Origin of the sequence: Rubritalea sp. (assembly GCF_039830215.1) — a bacterium.
Classification (GTDB): Bacteria; Verrucomicrobiota; Verrucomicrobiia; order Verrucomicrobiales; family Akkermansiaceae; genus Rubritalea.
The window spans coordinates 1-17304 of the sequence record NZ_JBDOPO010000130.1 but is presented as its reverse complement, the minus strand read 5'-3'; the positions used below and the strand labels follow the sequence as shown (position 1 = coordinate 17304).

General features: G+C 50.0%; 17 protein-coding genes. 6 read left to right on the top strand and 11 right to left on the bottom strand.

Annotated elements, in window-relative coordinates:
- The 6 genes from ABGY95_RS04440 to ccoN all read right to left on the bottom strand — a co-directional run.
- Positions 1-537 (bottom strand): heavy metal translocating P-type ATPase metal-binding domain-containing protein (locus ABGY95_RS04440; protein WP_347440494.1); only part of this gene is annotated, 537 nt, incomplete at its 3' end.
- 19 nt (positions 538-556) lie between these two features.
- Entirely contained in the window at positions 557-1306 is a 750-nt protein-coding gene (locus ABGY95_RS04435) for a sulfite exporter TauE/SafE family protein (RefSeq protein WP_347440493.1), read from the bottom strand.
- A gap of 119 nt (positions 1307-1425) precedes the next feature.
- Positions 1426-2850, bottom strand: a complete 1425-nt coding sequence (ccoG, locus tag ABGY95_RS04430) for a cytochrome c oxidase accessory protein CcoG (protein ID WP_347440492.1) — start codon at positions 2848-2850, stop codon at positions 1426-1428.
- A gap of 81 nt (positions 2851-2931) precedes the next feature.
- Positions 2932-3567 carry a cbb3-type cytochrome c oxidase N-terminal domain-containing protein gene (locus ABGY95_RS04425; RefSeq protein WP_347440491.1) on the bottom strand — a complete coding sequence of 212 codons (636 nt, stop codon included), beginning with the start codon at positions 3565-3567 and terminating at the stop codon, positions 2932-2934.
- 18 nt (positions 3568-3585) lie between these two features.
- Positions 3586-3747 (bottom strand): hypothetical protein, encoded by a 162-nt coding sequence (locus ABGY95_RS04420; protein WP_347440490.1) that lies wholly within the window; start codon positions 3745-3747, stop codon positions 3586-3588.
- Positions 3748-3758: 11 nt separating this feature from the next.
- Complete coding sequence (gene ccoN / locus ABGY95_RS04415) at positions 3759-6242, bottom strand: cytochrome-c oxidase, cbb3-type subunit I (protein ID WP_347440489.1); 2484 nt, start codon at positions 6240-6242, stop codon at positions 3759-3761.
- A gap of 568 nt (positions 6243-6810) precedes the next feature.
- Between ccoN and rsmD the strand changes: the two genes are divergently transcribed.
- The 4 genes from rsmD (at position 6811) to ABGY95_RS04395 (ending at position 10519) form a co-directional block, all read left to right on the top strand.
- The gene (gene rsmD / locus ABGY95_RS04410) at positions 6811-7362 is read left to right on the top strand and encodes a 16S rRNA (guanine(966)-N(2))-methyltransferase RsmD (protein WP_347440488.1); all 552 of its coding nucleotides are present in this window, start codon (positions 6811-6813) and stop codon (positions 7360-7362) included.
- Positions 7363-8655 (top strand): glycosyltransferase N-terminal domain-containing protein, encoded by a 1293-nt coding sequence (locus ABGY95_RS04405; RefSeq protein WP_347440487.1) that lies wholly within the window; start codon positions 7363-7365, stop codon positions 8653-8655.
- 152 nt (positions 8656-8807) lie between these two features.
- Positions 8808-10190, top strand: coding sequence for a hypothetical protein (locus ABGY95_RS04400; protein ID WP_347440486.1), 1383 nt, complete (start codon positions 8808-8810; stop codon positions 10188-10190).
- Between the two features lie 8 nt (positions 10191-10198).
- The gene (locus tag ABGY95_RS04395) at positions 10199-10519 is read left to right on the top strand and encodes a hypothetical protein (protein WP_347440485.1); all 321 of its coding nucleotides are present in this window, start codon (positions 10199-10201) and stop codon (positions 10517-10519) included.
- A 153-nt stretch (positions 10520-10672) separates the two neighbouring features.
- On the opposite strand, the gene ABGY95_RS04390 is transcribed toward ABGY95_RS04395, so the two are convergent.
- From ABGY95_RS04390 to ABGY95_RS04380, 3 genes are all read right to left on the bottom strand, one after another.
- Complete coding sequence (locus ABGY95_RS04390) at positions 10673-11026, bottom strand: DUF2314 domain-containing protein (RefSeq protein ID WP_347440484.1); 354 nt, start codon at positions 11024-11026, stop codon at positions 10673-10675.
- A gap of 6 nt (positions 11027-11032) precedes the next feature.
- A complete protein-coding gene (hemE, locus tag ABGY95_RS04385; protein WP_347440483.1) occupies positions 11033-12058 on the bottom strand; it encodes a uroporphyrinogen decarboxylase in 1026 nt (341 codons plus the stop codon).
- A 172-nt stretch (positions 12059-12230) separates the two neighbouring features.
- A complete protein-coding gene (locus ABGY95_RS04380) occupies positions 12231-14834 on the bottom strand; it encodes a hypothetical protein (RefSeq protein WP_347440482.1) in 2604 nt (867 codons plus the stop codon).
- A 17-nt stretch (positions 14835-14851) separates the two neighbouring features.
- Between ABGY95_RS04380 and tsaA the strand changes: the two genes are divergently transcribed.
- Positions 14852-15619, top strand: coding sequence for a tRNA (N6-threonylcarbamoyladenosine(37)-N6)-methyltransferase TrmO (gene tsaA / locus ABGY95_RS04375; RefSeq protein ID WP_347440481.1), 768 nt, complete (start codon positions 14852-14854; stop codon positions 15617-15619).
- A gap of 78 nt (positions 15620-15697) precedes the next feature.
- Positions 15698-15892, top strand: a complete 195-nt coding sequence (locus ABGY95_RS04370) for a hypothetical protein (RefSeq protein ID WP_347440480.1) — start codon at positions 15698-15700, stop codon at positions 15890-15892.
- 117 nt (positions 15893-16009) lie between these two features.
- Here the strand turns inward: ABGY95_RS04370 and ABGY95_RS04365 are convergent, their stop codons facing one another.
- Both ABGY95_RS04365 and ABGY95_RS04360 read right to left on the bottom strand, forming a co-directional pair.
- The gene (locus tag ABGY95_RS04365; protein ID WP_347440479.1) at positions 16010-16645 is read right to left on the bottom strand and encodes an SCO family protein; all 636 of its coding nucleotides are present in this window, start codon (positions 16643-16645) and stop codon (positions 16010-16012) included.
- Positions 16642-17304 (bottom strand): formylglycine-generating enzyme family protein (locus tag ABGY95_RS04360; protein ID WP_347440478.1); only part of this gene is annotated, 663 nt, incomplete at its 5' end. The genes ABGY95_RS04360 and ABGY95_RS04365, both read right to left, overlap by 4 nt.

Here is a 17304-nt window from a genome sequence, read left to right as displayed (position 1 = left end):
GTTGTAACGAGGCAGGGTGAATGCCATCGTGTTCATTGCTAATGCGCCACAAATGCCTAGTCTAACAATCAGTGAGTCGGTGACGCCTGCTTGTTTCCCCAGCTTTTTCGGGAGAAGTTCATAGCCTAGCCTGTGCAAGGTGTCCGCAAGCTCGCTGAGGTCGCAAGTCTCAACCTGGTAGGAGAATTCAAAAGATCCTTGTACGTTGTCGGCACAGGTTTCGATCACACCTTCTTGCTTTTTAGCAACAGTCTCGACGAGCCAAACGCAGGCCATGCACGACATGCCGCTGAGTCCTAGGGTGAAGCTGCCGACGGCCTTGTCGTTTTGCTCTTCTGCTGACTCTAACAACCAACTCCAGTCTTTTTGTTGAAAGGGACGTTCGCGCAAGGGTGTCAGAGGGTCTCCCGCCTTCAGGTCGTAGAATAACCCCAGCCCATCTTCGTGAATTAGCTGAAAGACGCTCTCACATCCACGACAGCAAAATTCTTCAGAGGGGGTACCGACAGGGGTGGAACAATGTTTACAAAGGGCCATGAAATTTACGAGCTAAGGCTCAGTGGCAGCAGCTTGGTAGATCTTTGGTTGTTTCTTCAGCAGTCTTTGCTTCAACCTTTTCTGGCGTGGTCTTTTCTGCAGCTTGTGCTTCTGAAGTGAATGGTAGTGTCCCTTGTAGGCGAATCACGAGAATGACTGTGACTGCGATGAGGAAGGTGCTGCGGAGTCGGTTTTTCCATGGGCCTGGAATCCACTTAGTGAGGAGGTGAGTGGACGACTGGGTAGCCCAGAGTAGTGGGACTGTACCAAGGCTAAAACAGAGAGCAATTTTTGCTCCGGTGAGGGCTGAGCCTGAGAGTAATGAAACTCCGAAAATTAGGTAAAGTGGGGTGCAGGGGAGGCAGGGGGAAATGACACCTAACAGTCCGCCAGCGATTCCTGGTGGTTTGTTCTGCGCCCAAAATTTTGCTTTGTAGTAGGGGCGAGTTAGGAAGTTTAGCCGTGGGACTTTAACTAAGTTTGGAAAGGCGGTGAGGACGAGGAAGGGAATCATCAACCACGGTAGAATGACCGCAGGTGAATCGAAGAAAAAGCTCAATGGCTGTTTTCCTATCAGCCCAGCTAGCATGCCGATGACCGTGTAGCTAGTGACTCGGCCTAGGTGGTATGCTGAGGTTTCTAACAGAGCCTGATCACGGTTCTTGCTCTTGCTAGTAACCGAGCATGCAAGTGGCCCACACATGCCCACACAGTGGATGCTAGTAGCTAAGCCTGCGCTGATCGCGGCGATGGAGCTCATTTCAGTCATGACGTAGGACTCAGTTTTTTATCGATTAGCGATAGTGATGATAGTGTACCATGCGCAGAGCAGGATGACGTGCATCAAGGCGACCCAGAACCAAAGGCTGGAGAAGAGTGAGGATATTTTCATTTGTCCTGTTGGCTTTCTTTGTAAAGTCGGGCACCGGGGCCCATGAATCTAGCTGGGAGTGACTGCGATGTGTCATCGTCAGCGGTGATGATAAAGTGGATGTCCTGAGCTCCCTTATAGGTTTCAATAGGGGAAAGTATGGAGACCGTGAAGGAGTCTTCACCCAGAGGGGGCAGAGTGAGGGTGCGGTCTTCTATTTGGAGGTGATTGCTTGCTTTATCTGCAAGTTTGATCGTGAAGGTTGCTTCGCGGTTGCGTTTGTTTGATATGTCAATGACGAAGGTGTTTCTTACTCCGTCAGATGAGGCGACAAATGAGGTGGATCCGGGCATGCGTGTGACTTCTCCGTAAAATGGCTTGGCCTTGTTGAGGAAGGTGACAGTGAGCGCCCCTAGTCCACATACAGTAAGGAGTAGGTAAAGGAAGATGCGTGGGCGCAGGATCTTGCGTTTACCCGTTTTGATTCCAGCAGTGGAGTCGTAGCGGATCAATCCTGTCGGGCGATCCACCTTTTTCATGATGTCATTACAGGCGTCGACACAGGCCGAGCAGGCGGTGCATTCGAGTTGGATTCCGTTGCGGATATCGATGCCAGTTGGGCAGACACTCACGCAGCGTCGGCAATCGATACAGTCGCCCGTTTCTTCGATCGAGAACTTGCGTTTTTTACCGCGCGGTTCGCCACGATTATAGTCGTAAGTGACGGTGATAGTCTGGTCGTCGGTAAGCGCCGATTGTAGGCGACCGTATGGGCAGAGGATGATGCAGAATTGCTCGCGAAACCAACCAAAACAGAAGGTGAAAATGCCAGTGAAAGCGAGAATGAAAAGGAACTGGGAGAAGTGCTCAGTCGGGTTTGATGTGACATTTTGCCAGACTTGCGGAATGGAGATAAAGTAGGCTAGAAAAATGTGGGCGAGGGTGAAGGAGGCGAGAACGTAGAGTCCCCACTTGATGGTGCGCTTGACAGCTTTTGAGCCACTCATCGCAGCGGCATCGAGTCTTTTGCGTTTGGTGGCATCACCGTCAACAACTCGTTCGATCCTGCGGTATAAATGTTCCAGGAATACTGTGTACGGGCAGAACCATCCACACCAGACGCGGCCAACGAGTGCAGCAAGGACGAATAGGCTGAATGCTAGGCCTGAAATGAGGAAGAAAAAGACCCAGAGATCTTGGGTTAAAAGAGTGAACCCAAAAAAGTGGAAGCGTAGTTCATCTAGGTTGATGAAGACGGCTGGATAGCCATTGATCTGAATCCACGGCAGAGCAATATAGACTAGAATAAGAAACCAAGCCGTAAGTCTGCGGCGTGTGGTGAACGAGCCTTTGACGTCCGCCGGGTGGATGTTGTACTTCGATCCGTCATCATTGATGGTGGTGACCGTGTCTAAGTTCGGTGTCTTGCGTTCTATTGCCACTGGCTTAAATTTCCTGTTTGAAAGGAGAGAAAATGGAGGTGCTGGGTCGTAACGTTGATCCCAGCACCTCAGTGAAGTGGTTTACTTCTTGTACTCAGCGAAATCCTTAGGATTGATGCTGATGAGGAAGGCGGTGACTTCAGCCACCTGCTTGGCACTAAGCTTGGTTTTTCCCCAAGCTTCCATTTTCATGTTGTTGAGGCCTGGGCTTCCTTCAGGTGTGCCGTCGTTGATGATTTTGAAAACATCCATTGGCTTGCTGCCGTGTTCCCAAATTCCATCATCGAGAGCTCGGCCAGTGATGCCACCGTTTGCTTTGTAGTCGGCACCGTGACAGGCGACACATTGACTTGCGTAGATCTCGCTTCCAGCAGCCACGATTTTGGCATCTGTGCTCCACTCGTTGACCAGCGTACTGTCATCGAGGTTTGCTAATGTTTCAGCGAGTGCCTTTTTACGAGTTTCCTGCACTGCTTCAACTTTGGCATCCATAGAGTCCGCGAAGGATGGTACCATGTTGAAGGTGTAGTAGACTGTGTAGTAGATGAGGAAGGCTGCGATCGATGCCCAGAGTGCGACGAGCCACCAATTCGGAAGCTTTTGGTCGTATTCTTGGATGCCGTCGTATTCGTGCTTCCGCAGGATGACTTCACCTTTTTGAGTGGCGTAGTCGGCGCGTTTTACTCCGTCGTCAGCTTGTTTTGAATCTTTGTCCATTAGTTCTGTGAGTGAGGATTAGTCATCGAGTTCGATCGCTTTCATCGCGATCTGCTGAGCTTTCTCTTTTTTCATGCAGAAGGCGTACACCATGTTGAAGGTGAAGAGACCGATCGTGATGAGGGAGAAAGTGATCTGAGCTAACTGCTCAGGGTTTTCTAAAATGTAGCGTTTGATCATGGTTTTATGAGTTACTGCTTATCTTTATCTTGGTCCGGGTTTTCCCAAGGAGCTGGTTCAGCAGCTTTAGGCTTGCCGTCTTCGTCGACAGGAACTTCGTAGACTCCGAGTTTCTGCATGTAGGCGATGAGGGCGATGATCTCCTTTTCGGCGAGCTTTGCCTCGATTTGCTGGCGGCTCATATCGTCAGTGGCCCATGGAATAGATGGGTTGTTTGATACGATCGACTTCGCAATCTCCATCGCTTGTCCTTGAGCGTGACCTTCGATTTCGTGTGGTGTCATTGGGGGGAATGGGACACCAATGAGTGACTGCACGCGGATCTTTTCAGGTAGACCAGAGAAGTTTGTCTCTGATGATACAAGAGAAGAGTACGATGGCATGTTTGATTTCACATCCATGTCTCTAGGGTTCATGAAGTGTGAGTAGTGCCAGAGGTTACTGCGGGCGCCTTGACGCATGACTTCGCTGCCGTCTTCCAGTCCACCACCTTCACGAGCGAGATCTGGGCCGGTACGCTTGGAACCCCACTGGAATGGGTAGTTGTAGATGGACTCGCCGAGACGGGAGTAATCTCCGTAGCGTACGTAGTCAGTCTCGAGCATGCGGATCATCTGTGAGTGACAGTTGTGACAACCTTCAGCGATGTAGATGTCGCGACCTTCCAGCTCAAGTGGTGTGTATACCACCTGGAGGCGATCATCGATCACTTCAGCTTTGGCTGTGAGTGCGTTTGGAATGATCTGAACCGCACCACCAATCGCAGCAGCGAAGAAGGTGACGATGGTGAACGGGAGGTAGTTGGCGGTGATTGTTTCATGCCAGTCGTTCCACTTTTTGACATTCTTCTTGAAGCGCACGAAGGCGAGAACAGAGAAGAAGATAATACCTGCAAGACCAAAGATGTTCGCTGGGTGAGTGACCCAGAATACGAGGGCGATGAGTAGTCCGAGAACTGCAGCAAACGGGTCTTGTTTGACGATTGTTCCGAGAGTGACGCGGTCGATATCGTCGCGCTCACGAAGAGTAACTTCAACAGTAGCGTCTTCCGCTTTTCCTTGTCGACATGTCATGAAGATGTTGTAGGCGAGAAGAACGAAGCCAAGTAGGTAGAGAGCTCCACCGATTGAACGCATGAAGAGCATGCTTTGAATGTTGTCGAGAGTCTGAACGAACTGGTTCACAACGTAACCGTTAGCTGTTTCGTTTAGAGCGAGTGACTGGCCGATGCCAGCAATCCAAAGTGCGGAGATGTAGAGGAGAATTCCTACGAATCCGACCCAGAAGTGAGCATTGGCGAGTGCCTTAGAGTAGAGCTGAGTCTTCCATAGACGTGGGGCGAGCCAGTAGAACATGCCTGCAGCCATGAAGCCGTTCCAGCCGAGTGTGGCCGAGTGCACGTGACCGATAGTCCAGTCGGTGTAGTGGGAAAGGGCGTTGACCGATTTCACTGAGAGTAGTGGTCCTTCGAATGTCGCCATACCGTAGAAGGTGAGGGCTGCTGCGAAGAATTTGATCACTGGGTCAGTCTGAAGCTTGTTCCAAGCACCACGGAGGGTGAGGAGGCCGTTGAGCATTCCACCCCATGATGGAGCCCAAAGAATGACTGAGAAGAGCATTCCAAGAATCTGCAACCACTCAGGCAAAGCTGTGTTGAGAAGGTGGTGAGGGCCAGCCCAGATGTAGATGAATACTAGGGCCCAGAAGTGAATGATAGAGAGTCGGTACGAATAGACCGGACGATTCACTGCTTTAGGCAGGAAGTAATACATGATTCCAAGAATCGGAGTCGTGAGGAAGAATGCCACCGCATTGTGTCCATACCACCACTGAACGAGCGCGTCCTGTACTCCGCCAAAGATCGGGTAGGAGTGCGTCCATGAAGTTGGAATTTGCAGGTTGTTCACCACATACAACATGGTGATCGTGATGATAGTGGCGATGTAGAACCAGAGTGAAACGTAGAGTGATTTCTCGTTACGTCTGATTAGGGTCCAGAAGAAGTTGTAACCAAAGATGAGCCAAGTGACTGCTACTAACAAATCGATCGGCCAAATGAGCTCAGCGTACTCTTTACCTTGAGTGAGGCCGAGTGGGAGGGTCACAGCTGCAGCTACGATGATGAGCTGCCAAAGCCAGAAGTGTGTCCAAGTGAGTTTATCTGACGCCACACGACAGCGACAAAGACGCTGGGTAGAGTAGTAGATACCGGCGAACATCATGTTTCCAACAAAAGCGAAGATCGCGGCGTTGGTGTGCACTGGACGAAGTCGACCGAAGGTGATGTAGGGGATGCCTTCAGTCTCGAGAGTTCCACCGGAGAGGAATTCGACGATGGGACGAAGGACTGTGGACTCACGAATAACCTCCATAGAGATATTCATCTGGAGGGCTGCTAGAACCCCTGCGAGCATTGCCACGAGCGCCCAAATAATGGAGGCCCAGAGGAAATAGCGAACGCACTTGTCGTTGTATGTAATGGTGGTTCGATTCATTTGGAATCTGATTTTGTGTTGTCTTTGGTAGTAGGCTCAAACTCATCATCCTCTAATAAAGGAAGCAGCGCGGATCTGTCAGTACTGCTTCCTTGTCTACGCCAAGCTTCAGCCGTAAAGCACACCACAAAGATCCCCGCCAATAAGAGGGAGATAAATATGGTGAGATAGAGGACTGGCATGGTCAGGTATGCGTGAGTTGAGAGCGGGGAATGTGGCAAAATCGGGATGGATTCACTCGGCCGATATTGTTCAAAAGTTGTGCAATATATGCGAATTTGATTGTTAGGGACAAGCTGCAGCGTTTTCTCGGTTTGTTAGGATGATTTGTAACTGGCTTGTTGAGCGTTGTTTAGGGACTTCTAAGGGCCCCTGAAGGGGGCTCTTGAGGAGTTTTGATAGCTGTGTGTTTTCGTGTCATTTTGAGAAATCTGAGCAAAAAATGCCTAGTTTCTAGGGGGGCTTGAATTAGGTGAATCCAATGGTGTCTCGGTAGGCGTTCGTGTGTGTGTCACATCGGCGATCTTTTTGCTTTTTCATTGGCTCTTGGCTCTGTTACCAGTCTGGCATGCGAATCATTGCGGGAAGTGCGAAGCGAAGAGAAATAAAAGTACCCAATGCGGTGGTGCGTCCGACGACTGATCGAACCCGTGAAGCACTCTTTTCTATAATTCAGTCGTATGTAGATGGCGCGAAGGTGCTCGACCTTTTCGCTGGAGCTGGCTCATTAGGCTTGGAGGCTCTGAGCCGAGGGGCTGGGAACTGTGAGTTCGTGGATATGAACCGGGCGTGCACAGCGGTGATTGAAAAAAATCTGACAACGCTGAATCTCAAGGGCGGTTCGGTGGTCAATGCTGATGTGTTGAGTTTCCTGAAGCGTGCGAGAGGGGGCTACGACCTTATTTTTGCTGACCCTCCTTATTTTAAGGTGCCGGGCGACCGTGACTTTGCCAGCGAGTTGTTGGCGGAGGATAATGGTCTAAATATTTTGTCTGATGATGGATTATTGATTGTGGAGGTCGATGCTAGGCATAAACCAAACATTCCAACCTCATGGGAGTTAGTTGATCAAAGACGCTATGGTGGTTGCGCTATCCTGTTTCTAAGAAAGGCTAAATAGATGGAGCAAAGACGAGGAAATGGATTGTTCTGGATCCGTGTGGTGTACAACATTTTGTTGCCATTGGTCTTGCTGATTGGAGTGGGGCCTTGGGTGGTGAAAATGCTAAAGCGTGGAGGCTTTGGGTCTGGTTTGTTAGAGCGAGCAGGTATTTATAACCGTGAGTTAGATTTTGAGCCGAGTGGTGTGGTGTACATTCATGCCGTGAGTGTGGGCGAGGTGCTGATCGCTCTTAAGTTGATTGCGGCTTGGCAGGGAAAGTTCCCCGAGGATAAAATTGTGTTAGCGCCGACAACTGCAACTGGACATGCGGTGGCTATGAAGCAGGCGCCTGATTCAGTACGCGTCGTTTATAGTCCCGTAGATTTACCTTTTGTTGTAGGGAGGATGCTCAAGCGTTTTGAACCAAAGCAGATCGTTTTGATTGAATCTGAGGTTTGGCCAAATCTGTTGGCGATGGCGAATAAGCGGAGTATTCCGATCACTGTGGGTAATGCGAGATTGTCTGCTCGCTCTGAACGACGCTATCTCAAACTCCAATCATTGGTGCAGCCTATCTTTGGGTTATTTTCTAAAGTGGCGGTGCCTGAGGTCGCTGATAAGAAACGTTGGTATAATATTGGAGTTCCCGCTGAGTCGTTAGAGGTGACCGGGAGTATCAAATTCGACCAAGCAGGAGCCTCAGCTCCGAAGCATCGGGATACATTCCAGTCCATGTTAGCTGAGCTTGGTGGGGATAGAAAGGTTGTGATGGCTTTGAGCACGCATGCTGGTGAAGAGGCCCTGATTGCTGAGGCTATGCTCGGGCTTGGTGCGCTTTGCGTTGTGATACCTCGACACGCTGAGAGGAGGGATGAAGTGCAGGCTGATCTACAAAAACTCGGCTATGAAGTTGTTTTGCGCAGTCAGTTTAAGCCGGCTGAAGGCGCTAAAAATACTTGTTTTGTCATCGATAGTACGGGGGAGATGCGCGACTGGACAGCTCTCGCAGATGTGGCAATTGTTGGGAAGAGTTTTCTGGGGGAAGGTGGGCAGAATCCCACCGAGGCGATCGCTGCAGGTGTGCCGGTAATCACTGGACCTAATATGGGCAACTTTGAGCCACTGGTTTCGATGCTTTGTGAAGTCAAAGGTATAGAAAAGCTCGCAGGAGCTTCAGAACTTAGGGCTGCTATAGTTTCCTCCTTAGGCAAACTCTTTAAAAATCCAGAGCAACTAGTCGACGCAAAACAGGTATTGAACCTACACCAAGGTGCGACACAGCGGACGATAGATTTTCTGCGTGCCCACTAGTTAATGTGCACAATTGAGATCGCATGGGGGTGAATAAGTTACGGTTTTCTCATTAGTCAAACTCCAACCTCCCATTTCTCTAGAAATACGGTGTATTCCCCCAAAAGATGGGGTTGTTTTCTGAAAAAAATCTGCCAGCATCGCCGCGTCAGATGAACGAGAAACCTGAAGAAAATAAAGCAGTGGACCTAAGCGCATTGGATTTTGGGCCTTCCTGGGCTCGCCAGGGTGAGAATAAACCACGCAAGAAGTATGCCGATCGCGGGGGGCGTGATGAGCGCCGTCGTGATGGTAACAAAGGCAAGCGCCGTGAAGGTGGCCGCCCACAACGTGGTGAACGAGAGGAACGCAAGTTTTCTAACGGACGTGACGGTGGAGAACGCCGCCGCCATCAAAGGCCTCGACCAGTAGCTGCTTCAGCGGGTGTTGCAGCTGACATTATGCCAATCGAAGAAGGTATCGATAATCTTTCAAAGGAGATCACCGCAGCAGGTCGCACTTATTCAGTGTTTGAACTAGCGCGTATGATCTTGGCTTCACGCGATCGCTACAAAGTAATTTTCCGCAAGGAAGAAGCTGGTCCAGAGTTACTCCAATCAAGTTTCGATGGGGCAGTATTTTTGACCAAAGCTGAGTGTCTTGCACACTTCCGCACAGCCGAGGGCCTTAAGGAACTTTATGCTGCTGAGCAAGTGGAAGTTGAAGCTCCCAAAGGAAGTTTTCAGACAATCGCAAAATGCGGATTTAGTGGAGCTCTTTTCGGCCCACCGAATTACCATGCCTACAATCAGAACATCATTGATCTCCATCAAGCTGAGTTCTCGAACATGACCCTAGAGCGCTACAAGTCACGCGTGGTGACCGAAAGTGGTGAGGAAGCTGTGAATGCATGGTTAGAGACAATGAAGAAGAAGACTCAGTACCGCCTAGTTAGCGACCCAGAGGTAGTTCTCGAAGACGAAAAGGCAATGTTGGCTCATTTTGAAGCGCACCTTTTCGCAGAGACTTTCCGTGCAACTCATCGCGCCGATGTTGATTCTCAGATTCCTGGGAAGCTTCTTTCTCCAGGTCTGTTGACTCTGCTGAAGGAGACAATTGCTGATCAGCGTCGTTATCCTGGTAAACTAGCACCATTCCTTTGCCGCCAGCTTTCTGGCCGCCATTTGGCTGTGTTTAAGTGGCAGGGAAAACTCCATTGTGGACCATCTAGACCGCACGCTATTGCTGTGGATGTGAAACTAGCTGAGCGCCCAGCTATCTTGTTGGCTTGGATTCTAGGTAACCCAGGTGGTGGTGTGGATTCTCTTTGGAAAGCTGTCTTTCCTGAAGGTATCACAGAGGAAGATAAGAAGGAATGGTTCCATGATCTTCACTGGATGATCAACGAGGGCTATGTCGTTCTTCTTAGCAACGGTCACGTCTTCAGTTCTGATCATTCTGCCGCTCCTAAAAAATCGGCAACAGCTAAGAAGATTGAAGCTGCCAAGCCTGTTGCCGGCAAGGCATCTAAAAAAGAAGACGGAAAGTCTGAGTAGATCACGCTATGGGCCAGGCGTACCTTTATCTTCTAGCTCTCCTTTTCGTAGGTTTTGTGGCGGCGCATACATTTGCCCGTCTCGCAGCCAGCAAAGGGTACCAAGGAGGTAAAGCTAAACGCTATCCCATTCTCCTAATGATCGCGGCTATTAGTGCCGCGGTCTTGCTTTTTCTAGGGGCGATTCTGCTGGGCTTAGCGATGCCTCACTGGCAGAACCCTCTGCAGGTTGTTTTCCACGTAGGGAACTGGTTCGTCATTGCGGTGAACCTACTAGTGCTTAATCTAGCCTACAAGAATATGAAGGCAGCTCCTGATGCCAAGGGCTAGTAGCCACCTTTTCGTCTGTAGGTTGCCTGTGTAGCAATTTAGAGGCAGAATGGTTCAGCTATTGTCTTCCCTGGTGAATAAAGCGCGTTTGCCTGTGCGGAAGACTGAACTGGCCTCTGAGCTGCGTCGAGGCCCAGCTCAGAGTGTATTGGCTTACTCGCCGCGCCAGATTTCGATGATGTGTTCTGGGTGGAAGGTGAGTTCTTGGCCAGGTGTGAGGAGCTTTGTGTAGTTTGGCTCATTATCAAGAAAACCTGTTAGGTAGCCTTTGTCTGCGCTAGTGATGACTACCCACATGTGTTCGACTGGATGGGGGTTTCCTTTGAACTGTTTGGCGTAGTGGAAGATGAGTTTGACGATGTCACCTTCTTGTACTGCGAAACGTTCTTCGTCGTTGGGGATGGGCTCCTTGAGAAACCCTTCATCCTTCCATTTGTCGAGTTCGATAGCTTCGATCTCGTAGCCATCATTCTCAAGTGTGGCGTAAGGGTATTCTTCTTCGCTCACAACGGACTAACGGTATTTGGTGATGGTCTCAACAAGTGCGGCGACATTTTCAGGCTTTGCTGATGGGAGGATGCCATGACCTAGGTTGAAGATGTGACCATTGCGGCCCTTCATGGAGTCAAGTAAACGAGTGGCTTCAATCACGGTGCGCTCGGCTGTTCCGTCGAGAATTGTTGGGTCAAAGTTTCCTTGGACAGCGATGCCTTTCGGGAGAGCTGAATGGAAGGTTGGGAGATCGACAGTCCAGTCGACACTAAGGCACTTTGCGCCAGCTCCAATGAGGGAGCTAGAGTGGTGGGCCATTCCTTTGGCGTAGATGATGACTGGGAAATCTGCTGGCAGGGCTGCGATCACGCGGCGCATCCATTTGACTGACATTTCTTCGTAGTCACAGGCTGAGCACCAAGCTCCAGCGGAGTCGAACATTTGTAGTGCGTCTGCGCCGTGTGCAATCTGCATGAGGAAGAGATCGATCAGAGCGGTAGATATCTTTTCCATTAGTTTTTCAAACAGAGCTCTGTCCTCGTAGAACATGTGCTTGAGGCGTGAGCAATTTTTCAAAGAGCCGCCTTCAGTCATGTAGGCTGCTAGCGTCCATGGTGAACCTCCAAAGCCGAGGAGAGCCTTGTCCATGCCGATTTCATTGCGGATAGATTTCAGGGCGTTGCCCATGTAGATGAGTTTTTCAGCTGTACCGGTCTCATCTAGAGCATCGATCTGAGCTTCGGTTTCGAGCACGTAGTCCATGCCGATACCTCCGCCATCTCGGAAGTGGTATGGCTGGCCCATCGCTTCAGGAATTACCAGGATGTCAGAGAAGAGAATGGCTGCGTCTAAGTCGTAGCGACGCAGCGGCTGCATAGTGACCTCAGTTGCCAATTCTGGTGATTTGACCATCTCAGTGAATGAATAGGACTCCTTCAGTTTACGGTACTCTGGAAGGTAGCGTCCAGCCTGGCGCATGATCCATACGGGTGGGCGGTCGAGTTTTCCGCAGTTTGCGGCGGTAAGGAATCTGTCTCTGCTGTTCATGTGTTTCTTAGTAAGGGAAATGAATAAAGGGGAAAGGATAAAGTGTGCTGAGTATTGAGTGGGTTGTTTTCAGCTATGTCGTGTGGGGAGGGAGCTTAATATACCGCGTCTAGGCCTCATCTGCATGAGGCCCATTGCCTTTTGCCCCATGACCATTGACAGCCCGAATGGCTCATTCCTCCCAGATCATGTGTTGCATTTCTAGAGCACGGGCACGCTTTTGGTAGGCTTCAGACTCGGGGCCACCGTAGGAAGCTACTTTTCTAGCGATCGAGACGGCTGCTCTGTAGTCATGGCTTTTTTCTAACAATGCGATAGCTTTGAAGCTGCATTGATAGAACCATTTCCATTCTTGTTGAATCGCAGGAGCATTGGGGTCGATGTTCTCTTTGTTGATGACTTGGTAATAGGAGTCGAGTGCCAGCTTTTCTTCCTTCATGCTTTCGAGCGTTTGCCCTTTCATGTAATGGATCTGGTTACTCCAGGCTAGGGGTAGGCTCTTGTTTGTGAGTAGTTGGTCGTATACAGCGATAGCTTTCGCGTATTGGCCTGGATCTTCGCTACCTTGGGTGTGAAGAGCTGTGGCTAAGAGGATTCCAATTTCACGTTGCTGGGCCGAGCTGGATTTCGTTTTATAGACAGTGTAGAGAGATATTTTAGCTTCTTCGGCACGGTTGATGTCGAGTAGCACGCGGGCTTGTTGGATACGCGCTTCAAGCGCTAGAGCACCTTTGAGTTTGATTACTTTTTCAAAAAGGTTCACGCTTTCTTTGAGGGCTTGAGGTGTGCCTTCTAGTCTGGCTGCCATTCCTGCGTAGTAGTGGCAAAAGGAAATGAGAGGACTGTCGGGATTCTCGAGCGCTAGTTTCCCTAACAATTGGCGCGATTTATTGTGCTCGCCATTTCGGTAGAGCGCTAGGGCTTTGCGCATTTCAAATTCTGAAATGCTCAAGCTTTCTGGGTATTTTTTTGAGTAATAATCGAGCACTATTATCGCGGCAGGCCAATCTTGTTGGAGTTCCGCTAGGAGGTAGCTGGTGCGTGTGAAGTCGGTGAACTGTGATTCACTGAGTTTGGAGCTATCAACACTATCGATGAGGGCTTTGCTCATTAATGAATCGAGTGGTGGCTGAGTGGCGCAGATAGACGCTAATGCAATGCGTGCGTCGACGGTTCGCGGGTTTTGAGGGTTCTCAGAAAGAAAGGTATTGAGCGCTTGTCGAGCTTCAGGGTGTTTTTGGTGGGCTAGCCAGAGGGCACGTTCAATGCTGAGTTGAGTTGCCAGTTCTTTGTCGGTGATCTTCTTTTGTTGGGAGTCAAAGGCGATTAGGTCCGCACCTCTTAAGGCTGCGAGCCCCAAGTTTATTGTGGCCGCTCGAGCGATGTGGGCGTTGTTTGAGCGCGCGGCTATTTCAAAGGCCTTGAGTGCGTCGGTATAGCTGTCTTGTTCTACGCTGAGCATGCCGGCGATGAAGCCAGCTTGAGCTTGGGCCTCGGAGGATAGAGTTATTTCTTTGGCCTTAGCTAGGTCGGCTAGAGTTTGTAAGGTGCGGAGAGCGTCGAGGCGCTTTTTTTGTTTAAGCTGAATCTTTGAACTTTCAAAAATTGAGGAGCCGAAAAGAGCGTGCTGTGGGTAAGCCACGCGGAAGGCTGAGAGCTCGAACTGTGCTTTACTTCGTGAACCCGCGATATCTAACTTGGCTGTGTGGAGAGCATAGTAGTAATGCGCAATGGCTCGTAAATAGGGGGTAGTTGTATTGAGCGCTATCGCTGGTGGGAGTGGGCTAACAATAAAGTCGGCACCGAGGGGGAGCCCAAAGTCTGGGGCTGACTCAAGGTCGCGTTCAGCCCATTTTCTGAGTTGGATATAGAATGGGTCTGCTGGTAGCATTGGGGCACTAGCCCATGCGCTGAGCCGTTCGAAAACTGGAAGCAAGATGGGGGAATCTTGATGGTTGTTGACGAATTCAGTCAGGCCGAGCACAGCTTCCTGGGTCTGGCCAGCAGCCTGACGTGCATCGGCGAGACCAATCAAAGCTACTTGATAGAGCCTCGGGTGGAGTTTTTTTTCACCCTCGAAGAAGCTCAAAAATTTCTCGATCGCGACTGTGTAGTTCTTGCTGGTGAGAGCCAGTTGCGCTTCTAGTACAGTCTTAAGTATGTCTGTTTTACTGGATCCTGAGATGCTTGAAATCGTGGTGGAGGCTTTTTTTAAGTCGCCGTTTTCGAGGTATATTTCAGCAAGTGTGGTCGTGGCTTTGAGTCTGGTGGAGACATCTTTAGACTGGGCTGACTTAAGGTAGTTTGTGATGGCTTCATCGTGGAAACCGAGCGCTAGCTGAAGGGATGCGAGGCTGAGGGTGGCTTCATCGGTGTAGCTAGATTGTGGGTCTAACTTTTTAAAGTGCTCGATAGCTTCGAGGTACTTTCCTTGTGCGGCAAGAGCTTGTGCTATCCAGAAATCTTTCTCTGGGTGATCATTAAAGAATTTACTGTTGAGAGTGACTAGAGCTTTGCCTGGCTGATTTGCTCGGACTTGAGCCTCGGTCAGACTATAAAGGATTTTGCGGTTTTGCTCCGAAGTAAGGTTCGGTATTTTATATGCTTCTTCAAATCGAGTGACAGCAAGATCGGGGAGGTGGTCGCTTAGCGCCTGAACTCCTTGTTGGTAGGGAGTGATAGCTTCCATTTCTGGGGGAGGCACCGGGGTTGCAGGTGCTGCTGATACCAAAGGTGTCAGAATGAGAGTGGCTAGAAATAGAGCAGCGATTCGCATGTGGCTTCAAACTAGAGATGTATTGGTGTGTGGTCAATGCTGGGAAGCTCGATAGAGAGAGTTTTCAGTTGCCAGCAAGAGGGAGATTACCAAGCATGCGTTATATGAGTCTGCAGATGGAACCAATTGGGGTGGTGGAAACGTGTTATGCTGAAAAATTTGGTGTTCCAAGGCAGCCGGGTTTAGTTCCTCAGGCGTGGGGGCGTGTCATTTTCGATGCAGCATTCCGTGGGGAAGATTTTTTGAGGGGGATAGAGGATTTTAGCCATTTGTGGCTGATTTTCCAATTCCATCAAGCACCAGCGAAAAAGGGACGGGGGACGGTGCGTCCTCCGCGGCTAGGGGGCAATGAGCGAAAAGGTGTGTTTGCTACGCGAGCTCCGTATAGACCTAATGGGATTGGGCTATCAGTGGTTGAATTAGTGAGAGTTGATCGCTCTCATCCCGACGGTCCAGTGCTGGAGGTGCGAGGTGTGGATCTGGTGAATGGCACGCCGATTCTAGACGTGAAACCGTATGTGAAATTTTGTGATTCTGTGGAAGATGCGCGAAGTGGCTTTGTGACAGGAGAGCCAGAGCGCATATCAGTTGTTTGGGAATGTGAATGTTCGCTTGATCCAGAGCGGGTTGGATTGATTGAATCGACGATAGCTCTCGACCCACGTCCAGCGTATCAAGAGGATTCCAGCCGAATCTATGGCTGTAGCATTGATGCCTGCGAAGTCCGTTGGCGAGTGGATGGGGGAAGGGCTATAATTGTAGAACTGAGTGCGGCTTCCCCGTAGCCAAGGAGCAAATAGCCTCCAGTTGTGAACTCTCGGATTCATGAAATTTCACTTGCGGGGGGCTCAACGAGGTCTAGTATGCGGCCAATGAAAGCAGTGAAATGGATTACAGCTGGACTGGCCGTCGTGGTCAGCGTTTTGAGTGTCTCGTGTGGAAGCCTTCCCGAGCCACCGGAAAAAGATTTAGGACCACAGAGTGAGCACAGCGCTATTCCGTGGAATCGTCGACTTCAGGGTGAAGGCCAAGGTGCACTTGGCGGCTTTAGCCAATAGAGCGATACCCATTTAAAAAGCCGGGTTCCAATTTGTTGGAGTCCGGCTTTTTTATGCAACTTATCTTACAGAGTTTTGCTGGAAGTCTCTTTGCTGAAGTGTCGCGAGGGGCTCTCTTTATTTGGAAGCCTCGACGATGGCTTTGATGACTGGTTCTGCTGGTCCAGATAGCCCTTCTTGGCGGAAGATTATCTCGCCTTTTTCATTCAAGACGGTGAGCAGATTAGAATGGGCAAAGTCTTTGTCGTTGATCCGACGGTACTTGGTTCCAAGAACCACTGCTAGCTCCTGGATCGTGGTTGGGGTGGAGCTGTAAAAGTTCCAGTGGTCGAAATTGACCTTATGGCTATTGCCAAATGATTTTAAGCTTTCGGGGGTGTCTGTTGGGTCGACGGAGAAGAAGTTGAAACCAATTTTTTTTCTGAGTTCTTCTGGTAGCCCGAGTTGTACGGCTTTCATGTCGGCCATCAATCTTGGGCAAGCATAGGCGCACTTGCTGTAACCCATGGTGACTACCTGGATTTTCCCGCTGAGGGAGACTAATTGCACTGATTCTCCGTCGTGGTTTTTCGAGCTAGAATTGATTTGGTAGATGGATAAATCGGATACTTCCGCGGCCCCTAGCTTAGGTTTGTCAGCGCAGCATAAAGCCACTTTTTTTTCAGCTATAGCTAGGGTTGCAGCTTTGTCCGGTGACTCAGCGTGAGCGTTGAGGCTGCACGCTATGAGGGTGATGAGAAATTTGAGTTTCATGGTTTTGAGTCGTTAGTAGTTGAAGGAGTCGTGGGAGATGTGGCGCAACGGAATCCTAGGTTTAGTGTGCTAAAGTTTCCTTTCAGGCTGGAACGAAAGGCGTAGCGCATGAAGGCAGCATAGTTTCGAACATCTGTAGAGCTGACTGCACCACCAGCGCAGAATAAATTGCGTTCGATGCCGGTGTCACCACGGGACTCACCAGTGACCATCGAGTTGTTAAAGTCTTCATTCCACTCCCAGATTAGGCCGTGCAGGGCTTGCACTCCGTAGAAGTTTTTTGGGAAGGTGTTAGCCTGCGGTAAAGGCGATTTATTGGGGGCTGCGTACCATTCGAGAATGGTCTGAGTGTATGAGTCCTCAGCTGTGGCGTTGGCTTTTGTGGCGTCAGCTCTGGCGATGAATTCCCATTCGTCCACTGTGGGTAATCGCTTACCTACATGAGCGGCGTATGCGCGTGCTGCAAACCAAGAAATATTGGTGACTGGTGATTCTATAGCGGAGCCAGGATTCTTGTCGGATTTCCAATCTTGCAGGTACGTTTTGTCTGCGAATATTGGAGAAACGTTTGAGCGTTGCCATTTCGGGTTTGTTGTGACGAATGCGAGGAATTGCTTTTTACTGACAGGCAGGGTGTCGATGCGAAACGCCGCAACCGT

Coding starts and splice junctions, on each gene's coding strand:
- ABGY95_RS04435 (WP_347440493.1), bottom strand. CDS start 1,306: ATGACTGAAATGAGCTCCATCGCCGCGATCAGCGCAGGCTTAGCTACT.
- ABGY95_RS04425 (WP_347440491.1), bottom strand. CDS start 3,567: ATGGACAAAGATTCAAAACAAGCTGACGACGGAGTAAAACGCGCCGAC.
- ABGY95_RS04420 (WP_347440490.1), bottom strand. CDS start 3,747: ATGATCAAACGCTACATTTTAGAAAACCCTGAGCAGTTAGCTCAGATC.
- ccoN (WP_347440489.1), bottom strand. CDS start 6,242: ATGAATCGAACCACCATTACATACAACGACAAGTGCGTTCGCTATTTC.
- rsmD (WP_347440488.1), top strand. CDS start 6,811: ATGCGAATCATTGCGGGAAGTGCGAAGCGAAGAGAAATAAAAGTACCC.
- ABGY95_RS04405 (WP_347440487.1), top strand. CDS start 7,363: ATGGAGCAAAGACGAGGAAATGGATTGTTCTGGATCCGTGTGGTGTAC.
- ABGY95_RS04400 (WP_347440486.1), top strand. CDS start 8,808: ATGAACGAGAAACCTGAAGAAAATAAAGCAGTGGACCTAAGCGCATTG.
- ABGY95_RS04395 (WP_347440485.1), top strand. CDS start 10,199: ATGGGCCAGGCGTACCTTTATCTTCTAGCTCTCCTTTTCGTAGGTTTT.
- hemE (WP_347440483.1), bottom strand. CDS start 12,058: ATGAACAGCAGAGACAGATTCCTTACCGCCGCAAACTGCGGAAAACTC.
- ABGY95_RS04380 (WP_347440482.1), bottom strand. CDS start 14,834: ATGCGAATCGCTGCTCTATTTCTAGCCACTCTCATTCTGACACCTTTG.
- tsaA (WP_347440481.1), top strand. CDS start 14,852: ATGTATTGGTGTGTGGTCAATGCTGGGAAGCTCGATAGAGAGAGTTTT.
- ABGY95_RS04370 (WP_347440480.1), top strand. CDS start 15,698: ATGCGGCCAATGAAAGCAGTGAAATGGATTACAGCTGGACTGGCCGTC.
- ABGY95_RS04365 (WP_347440479.1), bottom strand. CDS start 16,645: ATGAAACTCAAATTTCTCATCACCCTCATAGCGTGCAGCCTCAACGCT.